Below are 26,602 nucleotides of genomic sequence, written 5' to 3'. Positions count from 1 at the left end.
CTTTTTTTGTACGCTGTTTTTTTGTAAAAAATAATCGATAATATTTCTGAATTGCAAATTATTTCCTTTAAATTGGAAATTTTTATTATTTAACTTTTGATAAATTAAATATGAATAGTTATTTAAAATATGAGGAGGTTATGTCGTGTATACCTTATTTTTTTCGAGCGTAAATCAAAATAAAATGAACCAGCTAAAGATAGCAACTAAGCCATCACATAATGAACGAACTTCTTCCAAATTTATTGTCGCTGAAACTTTGACGTCCTTAGATGACTATGTAAGCTATTTTCAAAAGAATATACAAGAGAGTCTCCACTTTCAACTGCTCTATCGTATGACTAGCGATCCATTTATTTTTAATAAAGATCTCATCCAGATACTCTACATTAGTGAATCCACTTTCTTTCGTAAAATGAAGGAACTGAAAGAGTGGCTACAAGCATTTGATATCCAAATCGAACACCTCAGTCACCCAACATCTAAATTAGCTGAGATTCAACGTCGAACGATTTTTATTCCCATAGTTGCTTTCAAACAACTCGATTTACCAACCCTAGATAATATCGAATTAACTTTGTTCTCCCTTATATCAGAAAAAAAAAGCATCTGGAATAGTTCATTAAATCATCACTTGTCTGTAAATAACTCTCACCCGACATCATTCTTTTTTGAAAGCGAAGCAAATTATGAATATTTATGGAAGCTCATCTTGGGTATTGAAGCTTACCCTATTGATAGTCAATTTTCTAGAAATTTATGGCTACATATCCCCAGAAAAAGATGTTACCTTTTTTCTGGTACTGAGAAATGTGAACTCGGTCGTCTTTTTTTATTTTTCCATGCACTATATCCTTGGGGGATTCCTAGACATCTTTATGAAACAATATGTAAGCGCTATATCATTATTAAAAAGAACTATCCTTGTGTTATTGACCAGTATTCTCTATTGCTTGCTTTTTTCCTTTTTCCATAAAATAGGCTCCTCAGTCATTTTTGACTGAAGAGCCTATTTTTACAACTTATTTTGCATCTGCATCGACAATTCGAACTGAGCCTTTCCATTTTTCATTGACATAGTCTTTAATGGTATCTGAATGTAAGACTTCGATTAATTTCTTGATGGCTGCTTTATTTTCGTCCCCTTTGCGGACAGCAATAATATTTACGTAAGGAGTATTGTCTTTTTCTAACAAGACTGCATCTTTTTCAGGATTCAAGTTGATACCTAATGCGAAGTTCGCATTAATAGCCACGAGATCGCCTTCACCATTTTGGTAGACGGTTGCCAACATTGCAGGAGCAATATCATGATTGAATTTCAAGTTTTTAGGATTGGTTGCAATATCATCAAAGGTAGCTGTTTGCTTGTCCACACCATCTTTCAACGTAATTAAACCGTTGTCTTCAAGAATAGTTAAAATACGACCCCAATCGGAAGTAGAGTTCGAAGTGATGATGGTCGCGCCATCTTTTAAATCTTTGATATCTTTGATTTTTTGTGAGTAAAGCCCCATCGGTTCAACGTGAACTGCTCCAGCATTAACAATATCATACCCATATTTTTCTTTTTCTTGATTCAAATAAGGAATGTGTTGGAAATAATTGGCATCAATATCTCCAGCGTTTAAAGCTTTGTTTGGAATAGCATAGTCATCCATAATTTTGATGTCCAATTTAATTCCTTCTTTTTCAAGTAACGGTTTGGCTTTTTCTAATATTTCGGCATGTGGTGTGCTTGAAGCCCCAATGGTTAGCGTCGTTGTCTTTTCTTTACTTGAATCACTAGAGCTTGATTTGCTACTGCCACAAGCGGCCAATGTAACGGCTGCGACTGCTGTTAAAATAATTCCCAATGCTTTTTTCTTCATGTTCATTTCCCCCAATTTTTTTTATCGTTTATCTGTTTTTTTCGTCAACGTATCTCCGATTGCTTGAACAATAAAGACAATCACTAAGATGATGACGGTTGCTACCATTGTAACGGTGTAATTGCCACGTTGGAATCCTTCTTGCCAAGCCAATGAACCCAGCCCTCCGGCGCCAATTGTTCCAGCCATGGCTGTATAACCAATCATGGTGATGGTTGTCACGGTAATTCCCGAGATTAACGCTGGAATACTTTCAGGTATCAATACTTTGTAAACAATTTGCCAATAACTCGCCCCCATTGCTTCGGCGGCTTCAATCACACCCGCATCAACTTCTCGCAAGGCAATTTCTACCAGGCGGGCGTAAAAAGGTGCAGCGGATAACACTAATGCCGGAATCGCGGCTTTAGCACCGAGCATTGTTCCAACTAAAAGTGTCGTGAAAGGAATCAGTAGGACCATTAAAATCATAAAGGGCGTTGATCGAAAAATATTGCTGACAATTGAAACAACGGTGTATGAGATTTTGGATGAAAGGTGTTTTTGTCTTCCTAAGCTATACAAAGCTAAGCCCAAGAGTAATCCTAAAATAATGACTAAAATAGTGGAAACAATGGTCATAAATAACGTGTCATACAGCGATTGTTTCATCGCTTCCCAGTCCACTTGGTCAAAACGAAAATACGTTTCAGCAAATGATTTATGCATGTTTGATCACCTCGATTGCGACATGTTTTGTTTCAAAAAAGGTGATGGCTTGATCAATTTCTGTTTCATCTCCTGTTAATAAAACCGTTAGTGAACCAATTGAACCCTCTTTGACTTGTTCGATTTTTCCAAACACTACATTTACATCAATCTGATACTGGCGAATGGCTTGAGATATAACAGGAATATTCGCATTGTTTTCAGTAAATGTTAAGGTAACAAGGCGACCATTCGGATTTTCTTGAATGAACGTTGCTAAGAGTTCAGGATCGACGGGATCATCAATTTCTTGGCGGACAAATCGTTTGGTTACTTCTTTCTGGGGATTACGGAAAAGTGACACGACGTCGCCTTCCTCTACCACCTTTCCTTCTTCCATCACTGCCACTTTATTGCAAATTTGTCTGACAGCATTCATCTCATGTGTAATTAAGACAATTGTTAAATGCAATTCTTGATTAATTTTTTGCAAAAGCTCCAACACTTCTTCTGTTGTTTGAGGATCGAGTGCACTCGTTGCTTCATCGCAAAGTAAGATTTCCGGATCATTAGCTAGTGCACGAGCAATACCGACACGCTGCTTTTGTCCTCCTGATAGTTGAGCAGGATAGGCTTTTTCACGCCCTTCTAAACCCACTAAGCTTAGTAACTCACTCGCTTTTTTGGTCCGCTCTTTTTTAGGAACACCAGCTAACTCCAAGGGTAATTCAACATTTTCTTGGAGCGTACGAGACCATAACAAGTTAAAATGTTGGAAAATCATGCCAATTTTTTTTCGAAATTCTCGTAACTCTTTGGGTTTGAGGCTCGTAATGGTGTGTTCATTTACAATAACTTCGCCACCGGTTGGTAATTCAAGGCCATTTAACATACGAATGAGCGTACTCTTTCCTGCCCCTGAATAACCCACTACACCAAATACATCGCCACGTTCAATCTTTAATGAAACACCATTCACCGCATGAATGGCCCCATTCTTTCCGTCATATTCTTTTTTTACATTCTTTAGTTCAATTACGGCCATTTTGCTCCCATCTTTCGTATTAGTTTAAAAAAAAACGTCCCTTGTACGTTATTCGTACAAAGGACGTGCATTCGCTGCCGTGTTACCACCTTAATTCGTTCTATTTAATAATAGAACCTCCACCGATACGGAACACCTAGCTAGTGTCGATATCGTTACACAATAACGGGTGTACCCGTAGCTTGTTCACCTAAAGGCTCACTTGCTCTTGCTCATAGACCATCTTCTACCTTGTCGCCATACCCTTTTCCACCAAGCGGGGCTCTCTTTCATTTAAACAAGTTATACTCATCTATTCGTTGCTTTTTTCTATTGAGCACATTATAGCAAGCCTCTTCCTAACTTGTCAATGTTAACTCTCTAATTAATCTTTTAATGCCTCAAAGTCAGCTGCACTAACGTCTTTTAAGCTTAGGAACCAAGCGTTCATTTCGTCCTCAGCGTTTAACACATCCACGTCTTCAGCAATTTGATCATTCACAGATGAAATGATGCCACTTAAAGGACTGACAAATTCATTCACTGCTTTTTCAGCTTCCACTTCTAACAACGTGTCGCCAACTGTTACTTCCTTGCCCACCACAGGCAATGTTGCAAACGTCACTTTGCCCAGTTCGTCTTGCGCTTCCTTCGTTAAGCCAATGCAATATTCTTTCCCATTAAATAAGACCCATAAGTTATCTACTTTTTTTAGACATTTTTTTTCCATGATGCGAGCACCCCTTCATACGTTTGTTCATTAAATCCATTTACCACAAATTGACCGTTCTTTAATAAGATTGGTCGCTTTAGCAACATGCCATCTGAAGCCAAAACTTCACAAGCCTCTTTTAGTGTATACCCATCGACTTTATCTTTCAAGCCTAACTCTCTATAACGCATGCCACTAGTATTAAAAAAACGTCGAATCGGTAACTCACTTGCTTCAATCCACGAGGCAATTTGTTCTGCAGAAGGTGTGTTTTTCACAATATCAATGAGTTCCACAGGTACTTTCTTTTCTTGTAAAAATTTCATGGCTTTTTTGCAGGTTGAACATTTCGGGTAGCCGTAAACTGTCACCATCGCTCTTCACTCCCTTTTTACTCTTTTGCTTGGAATTTCATGGACAAGATTAACCCAATCCCTATCATATTACTTAGTAAAGCAGATCCACCTTGACTGATAAATGGCAATGGAATCCCTGTCAACGGAAGCAAGCCAATATTAGCACCAATATTTTCAAATACGTGGAACAAAATCATCATAATAATTCCTGATGCAATGTACGCATAAAATTCATTATTCGTATCATAACATACGCGAATCATGCGATAAATCAACATAAAGTATAAAAAGATAACAAGCGTACTACCTATGAACCCAAAATTCTCACCAATAACAGAAAAGATCATGTCCGATTCCCGAACAGATACATAGACATCACTCACGTTAAATCCTTTTCCTAGCAAACCACCAGAACCAATGGCCATAATCGCTGTGGCTACTTGCCTAGAACTCCCCTGAATATCATGAAAAGGATCCAGCCAAGAATCAATTCGTTTAAACTGGTAATTTTTGACCAGTCCTAAATTTGAAAGCAACTGACGTCCATCTTCATTAATAACTAGAAACAGCGTTCCCGCTACAACCACTAAGAAAAGAACAATCACTGGGAGCACAATTTTCCAAGAAATTCCGGACATTAAAAAAATACCACCAAAAATGGCTAAAAACACTAACATTGTTCCAAAGTCTTTTTGTAACAAAACTAAAAGTAATACCGGCAACGTGACTAAAAAAAGTTTACCAATCAACAATAAATCAGAGGTCAAATTTCGTTGACGATAGATTGTATTATGAGAAGTAACAACACGTGCCATCATTAAAATATACGCAATCTTCATCAATTCAGCTGGTTGCAATGTAAATCGACCAATACGAAACCAGTTCCTAGACCCTGTTGATTCAGCCAGACCACGGTCATAAAATTCTAGTAATAGGGTCATAATCGCTAACCCTCCACCGTAAATAAAAGGGGTGAGGCGCCAAAGAACTTTCGATTTTATTTGCATGATAATGATTACCGCAACCATACCTACGACGTACCACAGTGCTTGCGTCGCTACTCCAGCGACTAAACTGCCTTTATAATTTGGGTTTTGAGCATAAGCCACATAAAGGGCAGATAAGCCAATCAAACAAAGTAAAAATACAGGTAAAATCACACCATAATCAATTCGACTATCTATTTTTTTGCTCGTTCTGCTATTTTTTTCCATGAATTCTCTCTTTCCATTTGTTCTTTTCATTATAGCGCTAGTTCGCTAGCACTGAAAAGGCTTCGTTGTACGCATTCAATAAAAACTTAAGCTTCTTTGATTCATGTTAGTTCTCATCGGATGAATCGGATTGTTGTTGATGAATAATTTTTTGAAATTGTTGTTTTTTCGTTTGATAATTAAAAAGCAGATGAAATCCACCAGCTATCAATAACGTGATGGCGTAAGGCGCACTGCCATTCCAAAAATAATTCATATTCCAATAGGCCAATAAGAGCAATGCTACCCAATAATACCCAATCATCCGGAAAAGAATTCCTTTAGAACCAATCTTATGAAAATAAAGACGCCATTTTTCTTCCGTCATATGTTGAAAATAACGTTTCATCTTAAAATGAAGCATTAAAAATCCAACTGACAAAAAAGAAGACAATTTAATGCTGATAATAAAAAGAACCAATGTCCCTAAAATAAATATCATGTGTAAGCTCCTTTAATTCTTTATTCCTTTTCTATTTTACACGAAAGTGCAAAAAAATGTTGATTGCCTACTTAAGACAACCAACATTTTTCTAGTGCCAGCTATAGGAATCGAACCTACGACCTACGCGTTACGAGTGCGTTGCTCTACCTACTGAGCTAAGCTGGCAAAAACCACATACACGATTATAGGCAAGAATAAGATGTTTGTAAAGAGAAAAAAAGAGAAAATAGGAAAAAACCTACTCTCTCTTAGTCGATTGTACTTATTTTGTACCAAATAAACGGTCACCTGCATCGCCAAGACCAGGTACAATGTAGCCATTTTCATTTAGATGGTCGTCTAGAGCGGCGGTGTAGATATCAACATCTGGATGCGCATCGCGTAAAGCTTTTACACCTTCGGGAGCAGAAACCAGACAAACAAATTTAATATTGGTTGCACCACGTTGTTTTAGTGAATCAATAGCCATAATCGCTGAACCACCAGTAGCCAACATTGGATCAACAACAAACAATTGACGGCTGTCAATATCATCTGGCAATTTGACAAAATACTCATGAGGAATTAATGTCTCTTCATCACGATACATTCCGATATGACCTACTTTGGCAGCCGGAATCAATTCTAAAATACCATCTACCATCCCAATTCCCGCACGTAAGATAGGAATGATGGCTACTTTTTTCCCAGAAAGGGTTTTTTGAACAGTTTTTACGATTGGTGTTTCAATTTCAATGTCCTCTACAGGCATATCCCTTGAAATTTCATATGCCATAAGCATCGCAATTTCATCAACAACCTCGCGGAATACTTTTGTCCCACAATTTTTGTCGCGGATAATGGTCAGTTTGTGTTGAATTAACGGATGATCAATCACTTGAAATTTTCCCATGTCAGTTCTCCTTTATGTTTTCTTTTATTGTAAAACAACTTTATGAATGCCGCAAAGAATTTTACCGTTTTCTACTATAACATAAAACAATCCTCAAAAAAGAGAATCCATAAAAAAATGGACTCTCTAACATTTTTTACTTTTTATAGATTGGGTGTTGATCCGTCAATTCTTTTATTTTCCCTTTCACTTCTGCGAGTACGGCTTCATCTTTTGGATGACTCAATACTTGAACGATGAATTCTGCAACTTTGATCGCATCATCTTCTTTAAAGCCTCGACTCGTAATAGCCGGTGTGCCTACACGAATACCACTCGTTTTAAAGGGACTTAGCGATTCAAATGGAATAGAATTTTTATTAACAGTGATATTCACCGTATCAAGCAATTGCTCTGCTTCTTTTCCATTCATGTCAAAACCACGAACATCAATTAATAAGAGGTGGTTATCTGTTGAACCAGAAACCAAACGTGCGGCTGGGGTCTGATTAAAGACTTTCGCCATCGCTTTCGCATTTTCAATCACTTGTTCTGCATACTCTTTAAATTCTGGTGCTAAGGCTTCTTTTAATGCAACTGCTTTTCCGGCAATAACATGCTCTAACGGACCACCTTGAATACCAGGAAAAACATTGCTGTTAATTTTTTTGGCCAAGTCTTCATCATTTGTTAAAATAAGCCCGCCACGTGGCCCACGTAATGTTTTATGAGTGGTAGTGGTGGTGATGTCTGCATAAGGAACTGGACTTGGATGCACGCCTGCAGCAACTAAACCGGCGATATGCGCCATATCAACCATTAATTTTGCTCCAACCTCATCTGCAATCGCACGGAATTTGGCAAAATCGATGGTACGAGAATAGGCACTAGCTCCTGCCACAATCAATTTAGGCTGATACTTTCTCGCTAAGATTCGAATGACATCATAATCTAGGACCTCCGTAGTCGGATCTACTCCATAGCTCACAAAGTGATATGTTTTGCCACTAAAGTTAACTGGAGAACCATGTGTCAAGTGACCACCAGCAGCTAAATCCATCCCAAGAACCGTGTCTCCTGATTCAATCAAAGATAAATAGGCAGCCGTATTCGCTTGTGAACCAGAATGTGGTTGAACATTGGCAAATTTTGCTCCAAATAGTTCTTTTGCGCGTTCAATCGCGAGGTTTTCCACCACATCGATATACTCACAGCCACCATAATAGCGTTTGCCTGGATACCCTTCTGCATATTTGTTGGTCAAAATACTGCCTTGTGCAGCCAAAACCCCTGCCGATACGATATTTTCGGAAGCAATTAACTCCAAATTATTTTGTTGGCGTACCCCTTCATCATCAATTGCGGTCCATAATTCTGGATCAAAAGCTCGATAGTCCATCTACACTGCACTCTCCTTTAATGATATTACGTGAATTGTAACACAGGAAAAAATAAGCGACTAGGTTTCTCTGAAAAAATCAGGAATTTTCTGATTTATTGTTCGTAAAATACATGTGATTAGCAGCTTTTTTCAAGCGATTCATATAAGCAACCCCTAATCCCTCTTCAGGATAACTGGCAACATAGAGAATATCCAAGCCACCTTGACTTTCATCCAATGCGCGCAATCCAGAAAATAATCCTCGAGTAGCTGCCTCAATGGAATCATTTGCATACATGTACACTGCTGCGGCTTCCCCTCTGACCTTTCCAGACGCAGTTGGCCCCGCTAAGATGCCTGCTCGTAGTGGATGCGTGGCTAAAAAAGTAGCCACTTCTTCCCATTGGTGCTCAGAGACCATCTGTACAGGAATCGTTGGAGCATAATGCTTGTACTTCATCCCGGGTGCTTTGGGTGCCTCCTCTTCAGAAACCAAATGTTGATCAATCAGAATTGTTGATTGGCAGACCTGTTCCAACATATCTTTGGTAATGGCACCAGGCCTCAAAATCATGGGTGGTTTTGTTTCATCACTCAGGTCAAGAACCGTCGATTCAACTCCTATTTGGGTTGGGCCACCATCTAATACGCCTGCAATCGTCGTTTGAAAATCATGAATCACATGATCAGCCGTTGTTGGACTTGGACGACCAGATAAATTGGCACTCGGACCTACTAAAGGTACACCTGCTTCGGCAATCAATTCCAAGGTGAGTGGTTGATTGGGCATACGAAAAGCAACCGTATTCAATCCACCCGTCACAACGGCATCAAATGCATCCGGTTTGATAGGCAAAATAAGCGTCAGCGGTCCCGGCCAAAAATGGTGCACCAAACTTTCCGCCAATGGATGACTTTTTGCAATAAACGCTTTGACTTGCTCAAAGCCTGTCACATGAACGATGAGTGGATTGTCACTCGGGCGACCTTTCACTTGATACACTTGTTTGACTGCCTGTGGATTCAAGGCATTCGCTCCCAATCCGTACACTGTTTCCGTTGGAAATGCCACTAAGCCACCCTTTTTTATTTCATTTGCTGCTTTTTTAACTTCGTCTGCCGAAAATTTTTGAATTTCCACCGTTTATCCACACCCCTTATCGGTTAAAACATTTAGTTATTCACATTTTCAACAGGTTATCCACATTTTGTGGATAACCTTAATCACTTTTCTTCCGAATTTTTTGTGTATATCTTTGTTTTCTTTTTCTTGCTATACTTGCTTTTAGTATTTTTTTCCACAGTATCCACAATCAATGCACAAGAACCATTCGCGGATTGCCAAACATATCTTTTTTGATTTGAACCTCTTTTTTAGGAAAAGCCTGTTGAAAAATAGCTTGGACTGCTGCGCCTTGTTGGTACCCAATTTCTAGAAAAAGCCACCCTTGCTCATCTAGACATACTTGGGCCTGTTGTGCAATTTTTTTATACATTGCCAACCCATGATCTTCGGCAAAGAGGGCCAGCTTTGGTTCAAATTTGCGTACACTGGCATCCATCAATGGCCATTCTTCATAACTAATATATGGTGGATTGGCGATAATTACATCCCATGTTTGCTGTTGGACAGGACCTAGCGTATCACCTTGGAAAAAATCAATGGCTACTCCCAAGTGTTGCGCATTTTTTTTGGCAACTGCTAAAGCCTCAACCGACACATCTACTGCTGCTACTTGCCACAAGGGACGTTCCGCTTTTACCGTTACCGCTATGGCACCGGTCCCAGTGCCAATATCCACCACTCGACAGGTTTCAGCTGTGACTTTTTGGAGACACTGCTCCACCAATTCCTCTGTCTCAGGCCGAGGAATCAGCGTGGATTCGTTGACAAAAAAGACTCTTCCAAAGAATTCTTCTTGTCCAGTCAAGTATTGTGGAGGAATATCTGCTAGTAATTGCTCCAAATCACTGGCAATCTGCTGTTCATCTGCTTGGTGAATCGGTTCGTGCATGTGCAATAACCACTTGGTTTTGTCCCAATTTTTTCTTGTAAGGAAAACAGATTGAATCGCATAGCCTTCTTTGCCATGCGATTCCAGTTGAGATTTTGCCTCTTCTATCGTCAGAAAGTAACTCTTAGCCATTTTGCAATTCTTCCAATTTCGATGTTTGATCATAAAGAACCAATGCATCAATGATTTCGTCCAATTTCCCTGCCAAGATTTGATCTAGTTTTTGTAACGTTAGGCCAATTCGATGATCAGTCACGCGATTTTGTGGGAAGTTATAAGTCCGAATGCGTTCCGAGCGATCCCCAGTACCAACAGCGGACTTACGGTTTGCATCGTATTCACTTTGTGCTTCATGCTGCAATTGATCGTAAACTCGTGCACGTAACACTTTCATCGCTTTTTCGCGATTTTTTAGCTGTGAACGCTCATCTTGCATGGCGACGACAATTCCTGTTGGCAAATGAGTTAGACGAACCGCAGAGGCTGTTTTGTTGATGTGCTGACCACCAGCACCAGATGCGTGATAAATATCCACCCGAATGTCCTTATCGGCTAAATCCAATTCGACCTCTTCTGCTTCAGGCATAACCACAACAGTCGCCGTTGACGTGTGAATGCGGCCTTGTGATTCCGTTGATGGAACCCGTTGCACACGATGCGCACCACTTTCATACTTTAATTTTGAAAAAACGTTATCACCGGTAATCATCATAATTACTTCTTTATAGCCACCAATCCCTGTCACATTAGCATCCATCACTTCTACTCGCCAGCCTTGAGATTCAGCATAGCGTTGGTACATATTAAACAAATCACCGGCAAAAAGAGCCGCTTCATCCCCACCAGCTGCACCACGAATTTCCATAATGATATTTTTGTCATCATTAGGATCTTTTGGCAATAAGAGGATTTTAATCGTTTCTTCTAATGCTTCTTTTTCCTTTTTCAAATCAGAGAGCTCTTCTTTGGCCAGCTCCGCCATTTCAGCATCAAGGTTTTCCCCTAGCATTTCTTCGGCGTCTCCAATTCCTTGAACAACTTCTTTGTAGCGGCGATAAGTTGCTACTGTCTCACGGGTATTGGCTTCTTCTTTTGACAACTCCATAAAGCGTTTCGTATCCGAAACAACATCTGGATCACTCAATAATTCTCCTAGTTCTTCATAACGGTCTTCAATCGCTTGTAACTGATCGTACATACTTGCTCTCCTTTATTCTTCCATTCGTTTGGGGTGAAAATAGTGGTGGCGACAAACAGGATAATAGGCTTCATTGCCACCTATCTGAACTTGATCTCCCTCGTAAACAGGTTCTCCGTCAATATAATGTAAGTTCATCGTCGCTTTCTTATGACAAAACCAACAAATCGTCTTCATTTCTTCGATTTTATCTGCATATAATAACAAATACTTTGAGCCTTCAAATAATTCATTGCGAAAATCATTCTTTAAGCCAAATGCCATCACTGGGATGTTCAACTCATCGACAATTTGGGTTAACTCTATTATATGGTGTTTTTGCAAAAATTGCGATTCATCAATTAACACGCAATAAGGTGGTATTGCTAATTTGCAAATCACGTCATAAACGTTGGTTTGCTCAAAAATAGGAATGGCTTGCTCCTCTAATCCAATTCGACTAGAAACATTGCCCACTCCCGACCGCGTATCCAAAGCACTCGTCATCAAAATGACTGATTTGTTTTGTTCTTTATAATTGTGTGCCACTTTTAAAATCTCAATCGACTTGCCACTGTTCATTGCGCCGTACTTAAAAAATAACTGTGCCATTTCTGCGACTCCTTTTTTAGCTTCTTTGGTATTATACTTGAAATAGCAGATTTTTTACAGTGGAAACATTGGTCTTTGTCTTGAACAACCACTTTACCGTGCCCATTTTTTCGTTGACTTGCTCCGCTTTGTTCTTTCTTTTTTCCCTCAAATATTTGTCCTTTGTCAGCGAATGGTAGAAACAATCACTGATAAAAAAAGACTCCCAAAAATTGACTTGTCGGCCTAATTTTTGGGAGTCCGCATCCTCTAGATGAATTCTTCATTAAAAGGTTACTTAATCTCAATCTTCTTTAATGGTTCTTTCGCATCTGCTCGTTTTGGTAATTGCATGGTTAACACACCATCCTTGAATTCTGCCGCAATGGCACTTTCATCAATTCCCTTTAACATAAATTGACGATGATACGATTGACTACTACGTTCGCGCCGAACGAAATGTCCTTCTTCGTCTTTGTCTTCCACAACATTGTTGCGTTCCGCTGCAATTGTTAAAACATCATGATCATAAGTCACATTTAATTCTTCTTTTTTAAATCCTGGTAAATCGGCTGTTAATTCATATTCGGCATCATTTTCTTTAATGTCAACTTGAAATGTGTCATTACCAAAAAATCTAGGGAAGAAACTGTCGAATAAATCATCCATTCTTGCTAACCCACCATCATATCTTGATACTGCATTTGCCATTTTCTATTTCCCCTTTCAAAATTGGTTTTTTCTTACAAGCGGCAACACCTGTAAGTCTGGAAGCCTCTCACTTCCTTACACTTATTATTGTACTCACCCTCTAAAAAAATGCAAAAATTTAGCACTCTATTATATTGAGTGCTAAAAATTATTTATTCTCTTGGAGGATTGCTAAAAAAGCAGCGCCGTATTTATCCAGCTTATTTTGGCCCACGCCTTTTATTTGAAGAAGTTCTAGTGTAGTAGTTGGTTGTTTCTGTGCCATTTCTTGCAAAGTCTTATCAGAAAAAATGACATAGGGTGGCAACCCCTGTTCTTGAGCCAACGTTAAGCGTAGCTGACGCAAACGCTCGAATAATTCATCATCTATAATTAGCTGTTTAACGACTGTTTGTTTGCGATAAACCCGTTGTTTTCCTCGTAGAACATCCACACCACTTGCAGAAACACTTAGTAACGGGTACTGGCCTTCAGATAACATGAGATATTGTTCTGCCGTCAGATAATCAATCAAATCTGTGACTTCTTTTTGTGACCAAGTAGCCAATAACCCATATGTCGTTAGCTGGTCAAATTTCCATTGACTAATTTTTTGATCTTTAGAGCCTGTCAATACTTTGCTAACCAACCCTTTCCCAAAGCGTTCCCCCATCCGTTTGACACAAGACAATACTTTTTGTGCTTCCTGTGTGACATCGATTGCCTCACGCTCATCTAGGCAATTGCTACACTTGCCACACGCCGTACCTGTTTCACCAAAATAGCGAAGAATGTAACATTGCAGACACATTTGCGTATGCGCATATTGATTCATCTCACGCAATTTCAAATATTCGTTTTGCTTATAGTCAATTGGCGCTTCTGATTGCTCAATAAAAAACTGCTGAATTTGTAAATCTTGAGCGCCGTAAAGCAAAATAGCTTCACTTGGTAAGCCATCCCGTCCCGCTCGTCCAGCTTCTTGGTAATACGATTCGATATTACCGGGGATTTGCGCATGAATGACAAAACGAACATTGCTCTTATTAATTCCCATACCAAAAGCATTGGTCGCAACCATCACTTGTACTTGGTCAAATAAAAAAGCCTCTTGATTGCTTGACCGTTCCTCTTCACTCAATCCGCCATGATACTTGCCTACGGATACATGATGGTGTTGCAACAAATGATACAATCGCTCCACTTCTTTGCGGGTACTAGCGTAGATAATTCCAGATTGCTTCTGATTGATTTTTAAGTACTCTAATAAGTAAACATCCTTTTGCTCTTTCACGACTTGAAACGCTAAATTTTCACGTGCAAATCCCGTCTGAATGACTCGTTCTGGCGAAATATGCAACAGTTGGCAAATATCTTGAGCCACCTCTGGGGTAGCTGTGGCTGTAAGTGCGACAATCGTCGGAGAAGGGTTGAAGCTTTGCAACCACTCGGCTAAATACAAATAACTTGGACGGAAATCATGGCCCCAATGAGAAATGCAATGCGCCTCATCAATGGCAACCAATGAAATGGTGATATGTCGGAGCAACTCGGTGAATTCTGTCGTTGCCAATCGTTCAGGTGCTACATATAACAGCTGAACTTCCCCTCTCGCTGCCATTCCTAGTCGCTGTTGCATCTCAGAAAAAGAGAGACTACTGTTGACGTAAGTTGCGGCAATTCCCATTTCTTTTAAACTATCCACTTGGTCTTTCATTAATGAAATTAGTGGCGAAATGACGATGGTCAATCCTTCTAACATCATAGCTGGTAGCTGATAACAGATGGATTTTCCACCACCCGTTGGCATGACACCCAAGACGTTTTCACCTGCTAAAAGATCTTTAATAATCGGCAATTGCCCTGGACGAAATTGGTCATAGCCAAAGGTTGCTTTTAATTGTTGTGTTAAAGAATCCATAATTGCCTCACTTTCATTTATTCATTATAGCCAAAACAATCACGAAAACCTAGTTGAATTATTCAGAAATGCCTTCTCTCAAAAAAAACCAGCATGAATGATCCTAAGACCATTTCATGCTAGGTTTTTGAAAGATATAGGGGTGTGGTGAGTTAGATAAAAACAACGTTCTCACTAACTTCAATCCCTTTATCCAATGATTGAATCACTGGGCAATTGTGTGAGACAAGTTTGACACAACGCTGTGCTTTTTCTTGAAATGCTTCTGGTACACGAACAAAAAACGTAATCGCAATCGCAGAAACTGGTTGCGCCGTTTGTTCTTGGTTGCGATCATAAGAAACGGCAATTTTTTCAAATTCAAATGGCACATTTGAATTTTCTAACACCGATTCATACACGTAACCACCACATGTTGCCGTTGCTGTGACCAACATTTGAACTGGTGAATAGCCAGAACCTCTGGCCAAAACCCAATTTGTGGGATTTGCAGATAATTCAAATTTTTCTTTTCCTTTTTGAATAGTTAATGTTTCAAGAGACATATTATTCACTCCTTACAAAATGATTTGGTCGGACTTCTTTCCATTCAAAGTCAGGCCCTAACGTAATAATTTCTTGCACCTGTTCTTGTTGCATTTGCCGTCGTGCTAGTTTGGGATCTGCAACGGGGGCAGCCGCCAATAATTTTTTCGTATACGCATGTTGTGGATGCTCGAACAGCTCTCTGGTTGAAGCCAATTCAACCAATTGACCTTGGTACATCACAGCAATCCGATCGGAAATATGGCGTATCACTGATAAATCATGTGAGATAAACAGATAAGACAGTGCGTACTCTCGCTGTAAGCGAACGAGCAGCGCCATAATTTGTGCTTGAATTGAGACGTCCAAAGCAGAGGTTGGTTCATCACATAAAATAAAGCGTGGCTGTCCAACAACAGCCCGTGCAATTCCAATTCGTTGCCGTTGTCCACCACTAAATGCTCGTGGATACTTATGAACTGCTTCGCCTTCAATCCCCACTATCTTTAAAAGTGCCAGTGCTTTTTCCCTAGCTAGTTCTTTGGGTTCTCGAAACAGAGGCTCCATTACCAATTCCAAGGCTGTCATTTGTGGATTAAGTGCCGAATAGGGATCTTGAAAAATAATCTGCATCTCTTGAGCAAGGGTCTGTTTTTGACTGGTAGTCATGGTCTGAACATCTTCTCCATCAACCAATACTTGCCCCGAAGTAAACGGCTCTAACTGCAAAATGCCACGTCCAAGTGTTGTTTTGCCACTTCCTGATTCACCGACCAATCCAACCGTTTCTCCTTTATAAATCGTTAAACTGACGTCGTTGACTGCTTGAACTTCTGTCAATTGCCCCCGCCAATTACGTGTTTTAAAGAGTTTGTTGGCATGTTTAATTTGTATAAGCGGTTCTTTATTCATGAACAATCCCTCCTAACCAAACACGATGAGTGGGTGAAAGTTGCGTAACAACCAATTCTCCTAAAGAGGGGGATTGATAAGTTGTCGGCAATTCGGGTGTTTCTTTGTCTCCTAAATGAGCGGCTGCTAAAAGCTGTTTGGTATAGGGGTGTGCTGGATGATAAAATATTTCGTCCGTCAGCCCTTCTTCAACTACATGTCCCTTATACATCACTTTGATGGCATCACACATTCCTGCTACCACACCAAAATCATGAGTAACCAAAAAGACAGACAGTTCTTCTTCTTTCTGCAAACGCTGAATCAGTGTTAAAATTTGTGCTTGAATGGTCACATCTAATGCGGTCGTCGGTTCGTCTGCAATCAGCAATTGAGGTTTCGCCAATAATGCCATCGCAATCATAACCCGTTGCCGCATCCCTCCTGAAAGTTCGTGGGGGTATTGTTTCATCCGTTTTTCCGGTAAAGGAATTCCGACTTTCGCTAATTCTTGAATTGCTTGCTCACGAGCCACTTTTTTTGAAACATACGTTTGACGCCGAATCACTTCAATCAAATGATACCCAATTGTCCGCACGGGATTTAAGGAGGTCATTGGGTCTTGAAAAATCATCGAAATCGGCAGGCGCTCTTTGGGGGTAACCGATTGACCAGCAAACTCAAATGAGTCGTAAGTGACCTCTGCTTTTTGTGGCAAAATATCCAGTAAACTTTTCATCGTCATACTTTTTCCACTACCAGATTCCCCAACAATCCCAATCACCTGACCTTTGTTAATCGTTAAGGAAAGAGGATGAACCAGTGTCTGCCGCGCATCTTTCCCTGTCTCAATTGTCACTGACAATTGGTTGACTGCTAACAATGAACTCATTGCTCTTCTCCTCCTTGTAACCGACTCTTAACAAAGTCCCCTAGGTTATTAAATGAATAGACCGTTAAGACCACAAACAAACCAGGTAAAATTGCCATATACGGTGCACTTTGTAACGTTGCTTGCGCATTTTGCAACAAACTTCCCCATGAAGACATTGGTTGTTGAATGCCCATGCCCAAAAAGCTCAAAGCCGATTCTGTCATAATGGCACTCGAAATACTCGTTGTCGCTGCCACAATCAAAGTTGGTAAAACAGCAGGAAAAACATGTTTTACAATAATCGTTGCCGGTTTTTGCCCAATGAATTTCCCATAAGCCACGTAGTCCCGTTCTCTTGCTGATAGTGTCTCCCCGCGAATCAAGCGAGCAATACTCATCCAAGAAAAACCACCAATCACAATGACAATCGTCGTCAAGCCTGGTTTTAAAAAGACACTTAACACAATCACTAAGACTAACCAAGGAATCGCAGACAAAACATCAACAAATCGCATCAACACATTGTCCACCCAGCCACCAAAATAGCCTGCTACCAGTCCAATGATGGTACCGATACAAGTAGCTGTCAACATTGCAAGTACTCCGACTAATAAGGAAACACGGCCACCGTACACAACCCGAATAAAATAATCACGGCCCACTTCATCAGTCCCAAATAAATGCTGCCAACTAGGGGGTTGTGACATTTGACTCACATTCGTTAAGGTCGGATCCAATGGCAACAATGGTGCAATGAGTGAGAGCACCACCAAAATTGCTAGAAAAAGAAAAGACAGTAGGTACAAAGGATGTCGTAGGATACTTTTAAAAAATGATTGAATCGCACTCATTTTGCGCTCCCTCCTTTACGAATTCGAGGGTCAACGACGGAATACAACACGTCAGCTAGCAAGTTTCCTAAGATGACCAATGAGGCCGAGAAAAGCATCACAGCCATAATCACTGGATAATCTAAGCTTTTGGTCGCACTCATTAGGTAAGGTCCAACACCCGGCCAGCCAAAAATCGTTTCAGTAATAATTGCCCCCGTGACCAGCATGGGCAACGCCATCCCAATTTGTGTCACAATTGGAATCAGAACATTCCGACTAATATGATGACTAAAAATTTCCCATTTGGTCGCATGAAATGCCTTCTGGACCATCACATAATCCTCCGATACCTCTTTCATCGCAGACGCACGGATATAACGCAATAATTCTGGGAAAAAGACAATGGTCAAGGTTGTATATGGCAAAATAAAATGTGCCAAATAATCCCTTAGGCTCCATGCTTTTCCAACTGTTTGCATGCCAATAATTGGGAATAAATTTAGACGATACCCAAAATAATAAATCAACAACATTGCCAGCCAAAAAGACGGAACGGCAATCCCAATCGACGCAATACCATCAATGACCCGATCCACCCATTTGCCTTGATTGGCGGCCGCTACTAATCCTAAAATAATAGCCAAAACAAGGGCCGTCACATACGCAGGCAACACCAACCGAATCGTATTTGGGATTTTGGTTGCCAAATCATCCGCAATGCTATGTTGCGAAGCCAGCGAATACCCAAAATCACCCTGAAAAATTTGTTTCATCCACAAAAAATATTGCACCAAAAAAGGTTTGTCTAATCCATAACGTTGCCGCAAACCAGCCACCTGCTCAGGGGACATGTTGGGCGTCGTTAGCGAATCAATCACATCATAAGGTGCTAAGTGAATCAATGAAAAAACGATAAAAGAAATCACCAATAGCAACGGAATAGCTTGTACCAATCGTTTCAATATGTAGCGTAACATGCGTTCACATCTCTTTCCTTTTTCAATTAATCAGACAAAACAGGCTGTGCAAGAAATCGCATTTTCTTGGCACAGCCTGACAATCATTTACTTAATCGTTAATTTTGCCATATCTTCAAACGTATAGATTGGAACTAATTTGGCCTCATCAATTCCTTGAATACGTTTATTAGCAGCTAAAATCTTTTTGTTGTCAACAATCGGATAAATGACGGCTTGATCTGCAATTTCTTTTTGCAAATCATCATAAATCGTTTGGCGTTTCGTTTCATTCAGCTCAACCGCACCTTGATCAAATAATTGATCGACGGTCGCATTCGCTAATTTGAAATAGTTTGACCCTCCTCCAGATTTAAACAAGCGTGCATATTGATCGGGGTCATTTCCCATAATGTAGCCACCTAAGAACATATTGTACTTGGTCGAATCGGCTTTACGTAGCTCCGTGTAGATTGCCGTGCCATCGCCACCTTGTAGTTCAACTGTAATCCCAACTTTGGCTAATTGTTGTTGGATTAAGGTTGCTTGCAAACTTTGCGCTGGATCAGACGCCGTGAATGCTAAATTAATTTTTAAGTCAGAGACACCCGCTTCAGCCAATAATTTTTTGGCTTTTGCATCATCGGTACTGTATGTTTCAACATCATCACTAGCAAATTTGTTGGCTGGCGGTAAAAATGAATCTGGTGTAGCATAATATTTTTTGTCCAAATAAGCTGCTTTATTCATTTCATCTTTGTTTAAAGCATAAAAGATTGCTTGACGTACTTTTACATCTTTTAACTGTTCTGTTTGACTGTTCAATCCAAGGTAGCCAACCCGGTTTTCACTGTATGCGTAAGTGTTAATTGCTTTTGTATCCAAATCTTTAATGTCTGAAGGCAACACGACTGTTGCATCGACTTCACCTTTTTGTAAAGCAACTTTGGCTGTATTGGTACTTTCGATAATTTGTAACGTCACGTTTTTAATACTTGGTTTTGTGCCAAAATAATTTTCGTTGGCTTCAAATTGTAGATATTGTCCTCGTTTGTATTCTTTTAGTTTGTAAGGTCCTGTTCCGACAGGCGATTTTGGTAATTCGCTGACCGAAAAATCAGTCACATCTTTGTAGATATGTTCCGGAATGATAAATGTTTCCGTGACAATATTATTAACGGCTGCTGCACTAACAGTTGGAAAATCAAAGCGTACCGTATAATCATCCACTTTCACCGCTTTGATGGCTTGATCACCAATCCATAAACTATCGGCATTGCCATTTGCTTTATCTGCTTTTTTGGTGTAGGTAAACACGACATCATCCGCAGTAAGTGGTTCACCATCTGACCATTTAACATCTTTCTTTAATTTCACTGTTACTGACTTGCCATCCGCTGCTGGTTCAACCGATTCCGCCAATACATTCTCTGAATTGCCTTCGCCATCGATGGCAACTAATGGCGAATAAATCATATTTGCGACAGTTAAGCCCCAACGATCACTCGTATTGATTGGATTCATGGAACTTGGATCCCCACTAATGGCATAGGTAAATGTAGAAGCATCATTTTTTGATGCTTTCGATGTTGTCGTCGTTGAGTTGGATGAGTTTCCCCCACAAGCAGCTAAAAAAAGCCCCAAAACGACCAAGCCCGCTATTAACCATTTCTTTTTCCCCATGAATACATTCTCCTCTTCCCAAAACAAAATTCTAGATGCTATTTGTATGATAATAATCGTACTTTAATCAACATGACATCTCTTTGTCAAATGACCCGCATTCTCCTACGTCAGACTGTTCACTGCTATAGTTTTTATCTATCACAAATGGGTCGTAAGTACAGTCCTTTCCTTCAAAAAAACAATGCCGTACCTGAGATTGATTCTTTTTTTCTATCGCGCAATCAACACTCCTCGCAAAAAAGCCCCCCACACTTTAAACCAAAATAAGACTCGAATTCATTTGGTGCAATCACCAAATGAATTCGAGTCTCTCTTCTTCAAACGTTTTTAAAATAATTTGATTTTCTTAATTGGCCAATATCGCACGACCACTTCCCCTTGGATATCAGCTTTGGACACGAAACCAAAAATTCGACTATCTTTTGAAACCAATCGATTATCACCTAGAACAAAATAGCTATCCTTTGGTACCGTTACTTCAAAGTCGGAAGTAAACGTAGTGGCTGCATTCGCTCGTTCTTGGAACAACGTACTATAGCTGTATTCTGTTTGTAATTTTTCTTTGGCAAAGGCTTGCTTAAATTGATCAAGATAAGGTTCTTTGTAGATTTTGCCATTAACAGTTAGTACATCATTACTCATTTTCACGGTATCCCCTGGTAACCCAATCACTCGTTTCACAGCCGTTGTATCTTGGTCATCTGGTTCTTTGGTGGTCACAATCTCAAAGCGTTCAATGTTAGCCAACTTATTGACGATTAGTCGTTGACCATCGGCAAGTGTGGGATCCATTGAGTGTCCACTTACTTGGACAGGCGTGAAAATGAAGAAACGAATCACCAAAAAAAGAAGGATGATAACAATAAAAAGACCCCAATCACTCAAAAATTTTTTCACTAGACTGACTCCTCTTCTTTTTTTCTTCTTTTAGTATAGCATATCCTAAAAAGAAAGAACTGCCCATCATTTGTTATTAAGAATTTCGCAATGTTTTCACTGAATCTTGTCAACGTACGAAGAAAATTTGCTATACTAACTATACTGAATAATAAAGGAGTTTTCTGATGAATTTCCAACGATTTTCCCAGCTGACACAGCGCAAAGGACAGCATTTTTTATCGAAGAATATTTCATCGATTCAAATCATTGTCTTTTATTATCTTGCCATGGCTATCATTGCACTTATTCTATTTTATTTGCCCTTTTTTCGGGTGCCAAATCATCAGGTTTCCTTCATTGATTTGCTTTTCTTAGCCATTAGTACAGTCAGTGTAACTGGTTTAACGACGATTTCATTGACGGATGTTTTTAATCATCATGGGATTATTTTATTAGAAGTTCTTTTTCAAATTGGTGGACTCGGTATCATGATGTTTTCTACTTTTTTTGCTATTGTTTCGAGACGAAAAATTTCATTGAAACAACGGCAATTAATCATGACAGACATGAACCAGCCTCGACTAAGCGGCATTGTAAAAATGATTCGTACGACGTTTACCATTTTATTGATTGTGCAGCTTCTCGCGGGTAGTTTATTTGCCCTCTATTTTAAATTGGGAGGATACTATACTCAGTGGTCCTCTGCTGTTTTCTATGGTTTCTATCAAGCTATCTCAGCAGTTACCAATTCAGGATTTGATGTAACCGGCGACTCCATTCTCCCATTTGCCAAAGATGGCTTATTTTTAATTGCTATCATGGTTTTAATCTTTATTGGTGGTATTGGGTTTCCAGTGTTAATGGATGTTCATGAGTATTTTCTTTACCTTCTTCATAAAAAACGAAGCCGACTCCCTTTTCGCTTCTCTCTCTTTACGAAGATTGCCTGTTTGGCGTTTGTAGTTTTGTTCATTGGTGGTGCACTGGCTATTTATTTTTTAGAAAAAGATCACCTATTTATTAGAATGTCATTCGGCGAACAGCTCTTAAATAGCTCATTCTATTCTATGACTACTCGAAATGCCGGACTCCAAATTCACGATTTGAATCAATTTCAAATCACCACTTTAATGCTTTTTTCGGTCTTAATGTTTATCGGTTGTAGTCCTAGCTCAGTTGGTGGTGGTGTCCGCACGACCACCGTGGCCATTATTGGCTTGTACTTGGTGTCCTTTTTAAAAGGAGAAAAGCATGTCAATGTTTTTGGTCGAAAAATTGCCGATGATGATGTTCAAAAATCCATTGCTGTCTTCATGTTGTCTCTAACGATGTGTCTTTTCTGCGTTTTATTTTTAAGCTCAACGGAAGATTTGCCTTTAATTTCCATCATTGTCGAGGTTACTTCTGCTTTTGGGACCACCGGATTGTCGTTGGGCATTACGCCCGAGTTATCGACTGTAGGAAAACTTGTGATTGCTTTGTTGATGTTCATTGGGCGCATTGGGATGTTATACACATTATTGTTATTTGTTCCAAAAGAAAAACGAGACTTAGGCTATCAGTACCCAACGGAAAAAATTATTATTGGCTAACGTTCTTTTGAATCATTGGGTAGTCGGCGAAAATTCATTGCATTCTGTGGCTCTCCGTTTTTTTTCTTGTTGAAAGAGCGTTGGAAGAAAATTTGTGATAAGATTATACACGTTCAAATGGAAATCGGTCATTATTGGAGGAAATTATGGGAATAAGAAGTGCGGTCGCTATTCTTGTGGGAAAGAGCTCACAATGGCTTTTAAAAACATTTTTTAAAGGAGGATCGAGCCTTCCAGGCAAATTAGCCTTACAAATCGATCCAAAGGTATTAGATCAACTTGCAAAAGATTACCAAGTAGTTGTTGTAACAGGGACAAATGGAAAAACACTGACAACTGCTTTAACTGTAAATATTTTACGTCAAGAATTTGACAATGTTTTAACGAATCCCACTGGTGCAAACATGGTTCAAGGAATCGTCTCCACCTTTCTTTCTGCACGTGCCAAAAAAGGGCAAAAGAAATTTGCAGTTTTAGAAATAGATGAAGCCAGTCTTCGCGAGGTCACCAAATATATCAAACCAGAACTCTTCGTTTTCACCAATATTTTTCGTGATCAAATGGATCGCTACGGGGAAATTTATACAACCTATAAAATGATTGTCGAAGGGGCGGCCCAGTCACCGAAAGCCCTCATTTTAGCAAATGGCGATGCGCCCATTTTTCATTCTTTGAAAACAGTCAATCCACAACTTTTTTATGGATTCGATCATTTGCCAGACCAAGAACAAATGGCACATTACAATACCGATAATGTCCTTTGCCCACACTGTCAGCACATTCTTCATTATAAAATGCTCACGTATGCGAATCTTGGAAAGTATTATTGTCCCAATTGTTCATTTAAGCGGCCAAAATTAGACTATCGCCTGACTGAGTTAACGTCAATGACCAACAAACAAGCATCCTTTGTGATTGATGGCGAGCCTTATCATATTGAAGTAGGTGGCTTATACAACATATATAATGCGTTAGCTGCAACGGCTGTGGCAGAACATTACCATGTCTCTCCTGAAAAAATTCGTGCAGGTTTAGCCTATGATGAAAAAGTTTTTGGACGACAAGAAGTCATTCAATTAGGCGACAAAGAATGTACCCTTGTCCTCGTAAAAAATCCAGTTGGCTTGAATCAAGTCATTGATATGATTGGTCTCACACCGGAAGAATTCTCACTCGTTTGTTTACTAAACGCCAATTATGCTGATGGAATTGATGTTAGTTGGATATGGGATGGTAATCATGAAGCCCTCGCTGACATGGACATTCCTGCAGTGATTGCTGGGGGTGATCGTCACAAAGACATGGCGTTACGATTGAAAGTTGCTGGTATTCCTGAATCACACATCACAGAAGTTGCAAATATCGATGATACCATTCAACAAATTCCTCATTTACCAACCAAACACGTCTATATTTTGGCAACGTACACCGCCGTTTTACAATTGCGCAAACGACTAGCTGAAAAAGGCATCATCAAAGGAGGAATGAGCAATGACTAATTACAGCCTACGATTGGCTCATTTATATGGCAATTTATTAAATACGTACGGAGATAACGGGAATATCCTCATGCTCAATTATGTAGCCAAACAACTTGGGATTGCATTAGAAATGGAAGTTGTGAGCATTCATGAACCGTTTGATGCTGAACGTTACCAATTGGTTTTTTTTGGCGGTGGACAAGATTACGAGCAAATGATTGTTTCAAAAGATATCCAAGCAAAAAAAGAAGCGTTAACTTCCTACATTGAAAATGATGGTGTCATGTTAGCTATTTGTGGAGGATACCAATTACTTGGTCATTACTACATTGGAGCAGATGGCGAAAAAATTGCTGGCATTGGCGCCTTGAATCACTATACATTAAGTCAAGACAATCACCGTTTCATCGGCGATATTGTCATTCACAATGACGCCTTCAACGAAACCTATTACGGCTTTGAAAATCACAATGGTCGAACATTTCTTGGTGACGGAGAAAAACCGTTAGGAACCATTATCCAAGGAAATGGCAACAATGGGGAGGATCAGTCAGAAGGGGTTATTTATCGAAATGTCTTCGGTTCTTATTTCCATGGACCGTTGCTAGCAAGAAATCCGATTCTAGCAGAACGTCTTCTCAAGACAGCTCTAGTTAAAAAATACGGTGAAAAAGCTCTAAATGATTTGCCAACTCTTTCACACCCAACACCTCAAGCAACGAGCAACTAAACTGTTTTCGTGAAGCAAGTCTACTCAACAACTGAGTGCTTGCTTCACGTTTTTTTTCAAAAAAAAAGCTTACTAGTTGGGGGCTAGTAAGCTAGGGAGAAAGAAATGAAAAAAAGTTTGGTTTGTTTGGGTATGCCTAAAGGATAGCTTGGCTTGCTTAAATGAACCATAAAAACAAAAACTTTTTTTCGTTTATCCCTTTTTTTATTCTTTGGCTCCAGGTTCGGAAGCAATCAATTGCACATCGCCTTCGATTTTCCATTCATCAATCTGACTTGGTAAAATAAAACTCGTGCCTGGTTGTAATTCATACGTGTTCCCTTCAACAATCAGTGTTCCATAACCTGAAATAGCAGTAACCAGTGTATATGGAGCCTGCTTCTTGAAAGGTAATTCACCTCGAATATCCCATTCATAGACGTTGAAAAAATCCGTTTGTAAATACGTTGTAATGGTAGACTGTCCTTTCCGCTCTTCTTGGATGGACGGAGTTGGATACGTAGCTGGAATTGTGGAAACATCAATCGATTGTTGAATATGCAGCTCCCGCTTGTTGCCAGCATCATCAACACGATCATAGTCATAGACCCGATAGGTAGTATCCGAGCTTTGTTGGGTTTCCAAAATTAAAATTCCTTTTCCGATGGCATGAATGGTCCCACTAGGAACATAAAAGAAATCACCTTTGCGAACAGGAACTTTGCGGAACAATTGATCCCACTCCTCGTGTTCAATCATTTGAGCAAACTCGGCCTTTGTTTTGGCATGATGCCCATAAATAATTTCCGCCCCCGGTTGTGCATCAATCACGTACCAGCATTCCGTTTTCCCAAGTTCTCCTTCATGTTCTTTTGCATAGGCATCATCCGGGTGGACCTGTACAGATAGTTCATCCTCGGCATCTAGAATTTTGATTAACAAAGGAAAAACTGCTTCTGTTGGGTACCCAAACAATGCTTTTTCCTCTTGCCACAAATCTGCTAAATTCTTACCTTTAAATGGACCATTTGTAACTGTACTGACACCATGTGGATGCGCACTAATCGCCCAATCTTCCCCTATTTTATCGCTTGGCAAATCAAAGCCAAAGACATCGTGTAATCGCGTGCCACCCCAAATTTTTTCTTGAAATACTGGTTGTAAAAACAAAGGTTCCATCTC

27 protein-coding genes and 1 tRNA gene are annotated in these 26,602 nt (G+C 39.7%); 4 read left to right on the top strand and 24 right to left on the bottom strand.

Annotated elements, in window-relative coordinates; all coding sequences use genetic code 11:
* The first annotated feature begins 145 nt into the window (after positions 1-145).
* A complete protein-coding gene (locus tag ACFSR0_RS03935; RefSeq protein WP_379980119.1) occupies positions 146-976 on the top strand; it encodes a helix-turn-helix domain-containing protein in 831 nt (276 codons plus the stop codon).
* 46 nt (positions 977-1,022) lie between these two features.
* Here ACFSR0_RS03935 and ACFSR0_RS03930 read toward each other — a convergent pair whose 3' ends face one another.
* The 23 genes from ACFSR0_RS03930 to lepB all read right to left on the bottom strand — a co-directional run bounded on the left by ACFSR0_RS03930 (position 1,023) and on the right by lepB (position 21,656).
* A complete protein-coding gene (locus ACFSR0_RS03930; protein ID WP_379980117.1) occupies positions 1,023-1,871 on the bottom strand; it encodes a MetQ/NlpA family ABC transporter substrate-binding protein in 849 nt (282 codons plus the stop codon).
* A 21-nt stretch (positions 1,872-1,892) separates the two neighbouring features.
* Entirely contained in the window at positions 1,893-2,579 is a 687-nt protein-coding gene (locus ACFSR0_RS03925; RefSeq protein ID WP_379980115.1) for a methionine ABC transporter permease, read from the bottom strand.
* Positions 2,572-3,603, bottom strand: coding sequence for a methionine ABC transporter ATP-binding protein (locus ACFSR0_RS03920; RefSeq protein WP_379980113.1), 1,032 nt, complete (start codon positions 3,601-3,603; stop codon positions 2,572-2,574). The genes ACFSR0_RS03925 and ACFSR0_RS03920 overlap by 8 nt, the downstream gene beginning before the upstream one ends.
* A 364-nt stretch (positions 3,604-3,967) precedes the next feature.
* On the bottom strand, positions 3,968-4,312 hold the full coding sequence (locus ACFSR0_RS03915; protein WP_379980111.1) for a glycine cleavage system protein H: 345 nt from the start codon (positions 4,310-4,312) through the stop codon (positions 3,968-3,970).
* Positions 4,294-4,668: an arsenate reductase family protein gene (locus ACFSR0_RS03910; protein ID WP_379980109.1), complete on the bottom strand. Its 375-nt coding sequence runs from the start codon at positions 4,666-4,668 to the stop codon at positions 4,294-4,296. The genes ACFSR0_RS03915 and ACFSR0_RS03910 overlap by 19 nt, the downstream gene beginning before the upstream one ends.
* Positions 4,669-4,685: 17 nt before the next feature.
* The gene (locus ACFSR0_RS03905; RefSeq protein ID WP_379980107.1) at positions 4,686-5,864 is read right to left on the bottom strand and encodes an FtsW/RodA/SpoVE family cell cycle protein; all 1,179 of its coding nucleotides are present in this window, start codon (positions 5,862-5,864) and stop codon (positions 4,686-4,688) included.
* A 106-nt stretch (positions 5,865-5,970) separates the two neighbouring features.
* Positions 5,971-6,345: a hypothetical protein gene (locus ACFSR0_RS03900; protein ID WP_379980105.1), complete on the bottom strand. Its 375-nt coding sequence runs from the start codon at positions 6,343-6,345 to the stop codon at positions 5,971-5,973.
* A 95-nt stretch (positions 6,346-6,440) separates the two neighbouring features.
* Positions 6,441-6,513: transfer RNA gene (locus ACFSR0_RS03895), tRNA-Thr, on the bottom strand.
* A 97-nt stretch (positions 6,514-6,610) separates the two neighbouring features.
* Complete coding sequence (upp, locus tag ACFSR0_RS03890) at positions 6,611-7,240, bottom strand: uracil phosphoribosyltransferase (RefSeq protein WP_379980103.1); 630 nt, start codon at positions 7,238-7,240, stop codon at positions 6,611-6,613.
* A gap of 136 nt (positions 7,241-7,376) precedes the next feature.
* Entirely contained in the window at positions 7,377-8,618 is a 1,242-nt protein-coding gene (glyA, locus tag ACFSR0_RS03885) for a serine hydroxymethyltransferase (RefSeq protein WP_379980101.1), read from the bottom strand.
* Positions 8,619-8,697: 79 nt separating this feature from the next.
* Positions 8,698-9,741, bottom strand: coding sequence for an L-threonylcarbamoyladenylate synthase (locus ACFSR0_RS03880; RefSeq protein ID WP_379980099.1), 1,044 nt, complete (start codon positions 9,739-9,741; stop codon positions 8,698-8,700).
* 172 nt (positions 9,742-9,913) lie between these two features.
* A complete protein-coding gene (gene prmC, locus ACFSR0_RS03875) occupies positions 9,914-10,747 on the bottom strand; it encodes a peptide chain release factor N(5)-glutamine methyltransferase (protein ID WP_379980096.1) in 834 nt (277 codons plus the stop codon).
* Positions 10,740-11,813 (bottom strand): peptide chain release factor 1, encoded by a 1,074-nt coding sequence (prfA, locus tag ACFSR0_RS03870; RefSeq protein ID WP_379980094.1) that lies wholly within the window; start codon positions 11,811-11,813, stop codon positions 10,740-10,742. Before prfA ends, prmC begins: the two co-directional genes overlap by 8 nt.
* A gap of 12 nt (positions 11,814-11,825) precedes the next feature.
* A complete protein-coding gene (locus ACFSR0_RS03865; protein ID WP_379980092.1) occupies positions 11,826-12,404 on the bottom strand; it encodes a thymidine kinase in 579 nt (192 codons plus the stop codon).
* A gap of 273 nt (positions 12,405-12,677) precedes the next feature.
* Positions 12,678-13,094: an Hsp20/alpha crystallin family protein gene (locus ACFSR0_RS03860; protein ID WP_007209168.1), complete on the bottom strand. Its 417-nt coding sequence runs from the start codon at positions 13,092-13,094 to the stop codon at positions 12,678-12,680.
* Positions 13,095-13,242: 148 nt separating this feature from the next.
* A complete protein-coding gene (gene recQ / locus ACFSR0_RS03855; RefSeq protein WP_379980090.1) occupies positions 13,243-14,994 on the bottom strand; it encodes a DNA helicase RecQ in 1,752 nt (583 codons plus the stop codon).
* 152 nt (positions 14,995-15,146) lie between these two features.
* Positions 15,147-15,539 (bottom strand): OsmC family protein, encoded by a 393-nt coding sequence (locus tag ACFSR0_RS03850; RefSeq protein WP_379980088.1) that lies wholly within the window; start codon positions 15,537-15,539, stop codon positions 15,147-15,149.
* Between the two features lies 1 nt (position 15,540).
* Positions 15,541-16,431, bottom strand: a complete 891-nt coding sequence (locus ACFSR0_RS03845) for an ATP-binding cassette domain-containing protein (RefSeq protein ID WP_379980086.1) — start codon at positions 16,429-16,431, stop codon at positions 15,541-15,543.
* A complete protein-coding gene (locus ACFSR0_RS03840; RefSeq protein ID WP_379980084.1) occupies positions 16,424-17,302 on the bottom strand; it encodes an ABC transporter ATP-binding protein in 879 nt (292 codons plus the stop codon). Before ACFSR0_RS03840 ends, ACFSR0_RS03845 begins: the two co-directional genes overlap by 8 nt.
* Entirely contained in the window at positions 17,299-18,135 is an 837-nt protein-coding gene (locus tag ACFSR0_RS03835; RefSeq protein WP_379980082.1) for an ABC transporter permease, read from the bottom strand. Before ACFSR0_RS03835 ends, ACFSR0_RS03840 begins: the two co-directional genes overlap by 4 nt.
* Positions 18,132-19,094 carry an ABC transporter permease gene (locus ACFSR0_RS03830; RefSeq protein ID WP_379980080.1) on the bottom strand — a complete coding sequence of 321 codons (963 nt, stop codon included), beginning with the start codon at positions 19,092-19,094 and terminating at the stop codon, positions 18,132-18,134. The genes ACFSR0_RS03835 and ACFSR0_RS03830 overlap by 4 nt, the downstream gene beginning before the upstream one ends.
* 87 nt (positions 19,095-19,181) lie before the next feature.
* Positions 19,182-20,756, bottom strand: a complete 1,575-nt coding sequence (locus ACFSR0_RS03825; protein WP_379980078.1) for an ABC transporter substrate-binding protein — start codon at positions 20,754-20,756, stop codon at positions 19,182-19,184.
* Positions 20,757-21,086: 330 nt separating this feature from the next.
* The gene (gene lepB, locus ACFSR0_RS03820; RefSeq protein ID WP_379980076.1) at positions 21,087-21,656 is read right to left on the bottom strand and encodes a signal peptidase I; all 570 of its coding nucleotides are present in this window, start codon (positions 21,654-21,656) and stop codon (positions 21,087-21,089) included.
* A 167-nt stretch (positions 21,657-21,823) separates the two neighbouring features.
* On the opposite strand from lepB, the gene ACFSR0_RS03815 reads away from it, so the two are divergent.
* The 3 genes from ACFSR0_RS03815 to ACFSR0_RS03805 all read left to right on the top strand — a co-directional run bounded on the left by ACFSR0_RS03815 (position 21,824) and on the right by ACFSR0_RS03805 (position 25,441).
* Entirely contained in the window at positions 21,824-23,230 is a 1,407-nt protein-coding gene (locus ACFSR0_RS03815) for a TrkH family potassium uptake protein (protein WP_379980074.1), read from the top strand.
* Between the two features lie 146 nt (positions 23,231-23,376).
* Positions 23,377-24,729, top strand: a complete 1,353-nt coding sequence (locus ACFSR0_RS03810) for a MurT ligase domain-containing protein (protein ID WP_379980072.1) — start codon at positions 23,377-23,379, stop codon at positions 24,727-24,729.
* Positions 24,722-25,441, top strand: coding sequence for a type 1 glutamine amidotransferase (locus tag ACFSR0_RS03805; protein WP_379980070.1), 720 nt, complete (start codon positions 24,722-24,724; stop codon positions 25,439-25,441). Before ACFSR0_RS03810 ends, ACFSR0_RS03805 begins: the two co-directional genes overlap by 8 nt.
* A gap of 204 nt (positions 25,442-25,645) precedes the next feature.
* Here ACFSR0_RS03805 and manA read toward each other — a convergent pair whose 3' ends face one another.
* The gene (gene manA / locus ACFSR0_RS03800) at positions 25,646-26,599 is read right to left on the bottom strand and encodes a mannose-6-phosphate isomerase, class I (protein ID WP_379980068.1); all 954 of its coding nucleotides are present in this window, start codon (positions 26,597-26,599) and stop codon (positions 25,646-25,648) included.
* Positions 26,600-26,602: the final 3 nt, after the last annotated feature.

Source organism: Enterococcus camelliae, assembly GCF_042685105.1.
Classification (GTDB): Bacteria; Bacillota; Bacilli; order Lactobacillales; family Enterococcaceae; genus Enterococcus_G; species Enterococcus_G camelliae.
Note: the sequence above shows the minus strand (reverse complement) of the source record. Positions and strands in the feature narration are given on the sequence as shown.